This is a genomic window from Arhodomonas sp. KWT (assembly GCF_010993615.1).
Map to the genome: position 1 here is coordinate 1 of NZ_WNXE01001129.1, position 520 is coordinate 520.

The 520-nt window shown below is 76.2% G+C and carries 1 pseudogene; it reads left to right on the forward strand.

Going from position 1 to position 520, the window contains the following annotated elements:
* A pseudogene (locus G7A99_RS24535) lies at nucleotides 1–400 on the forward strand (mannose-1-phosphate guanylyltransferase); the annotation flags it as partial.
* Nucleotides 401–520 lie beyond the last annotated feature (120 nt).

Here is a 520-nt window from a genome sequence, read left to right on the forward strand (position 1 = left end):
GCGGGCGCTGCCGCTGCTCGGCGAGGCCCCGTTCTGGGTGGTCAACGGCGACGTGTGGACGGACTTCGACCCGGCCATGCTGCCCCGGGAGCCGGCTGGCGACGGGCACATCGTGCTCGTGGACAACCCCGGCCACCATCCGGAGGGGGACTTCGGGCTCCGCGACGGGCGGGCGGTCGAGGCGCCGCCGCGGCTGACGTTCGCGGGCATCGGCACCTACCGGCCCGGGCTGTTCCGCGGGCACGACGACGGGGCCTTCCGGCTGGCGCCGCTGCTGCGCAACGCCTCGGCGGCGGGGCGGCTCGGGGCGACCCATCACCGTGGGGCGTGGTGGGATGTCGGCACGCCGGAGCGGCTTAAGGCGCTGGACGAGTGGCTGAGCCGGCGCCGCGGCGCCTGAGCGCGCCGCCATGCCGGCTCAGTGCTGGGTGTCGGAGGGCGGCGGCGCGCTGGGGTCGGCGAGCAGCTGCTCGGCGTCCACCGGGTCGAAGTGGTAGGCCGCGTTGCAGAAGTCGCAGTG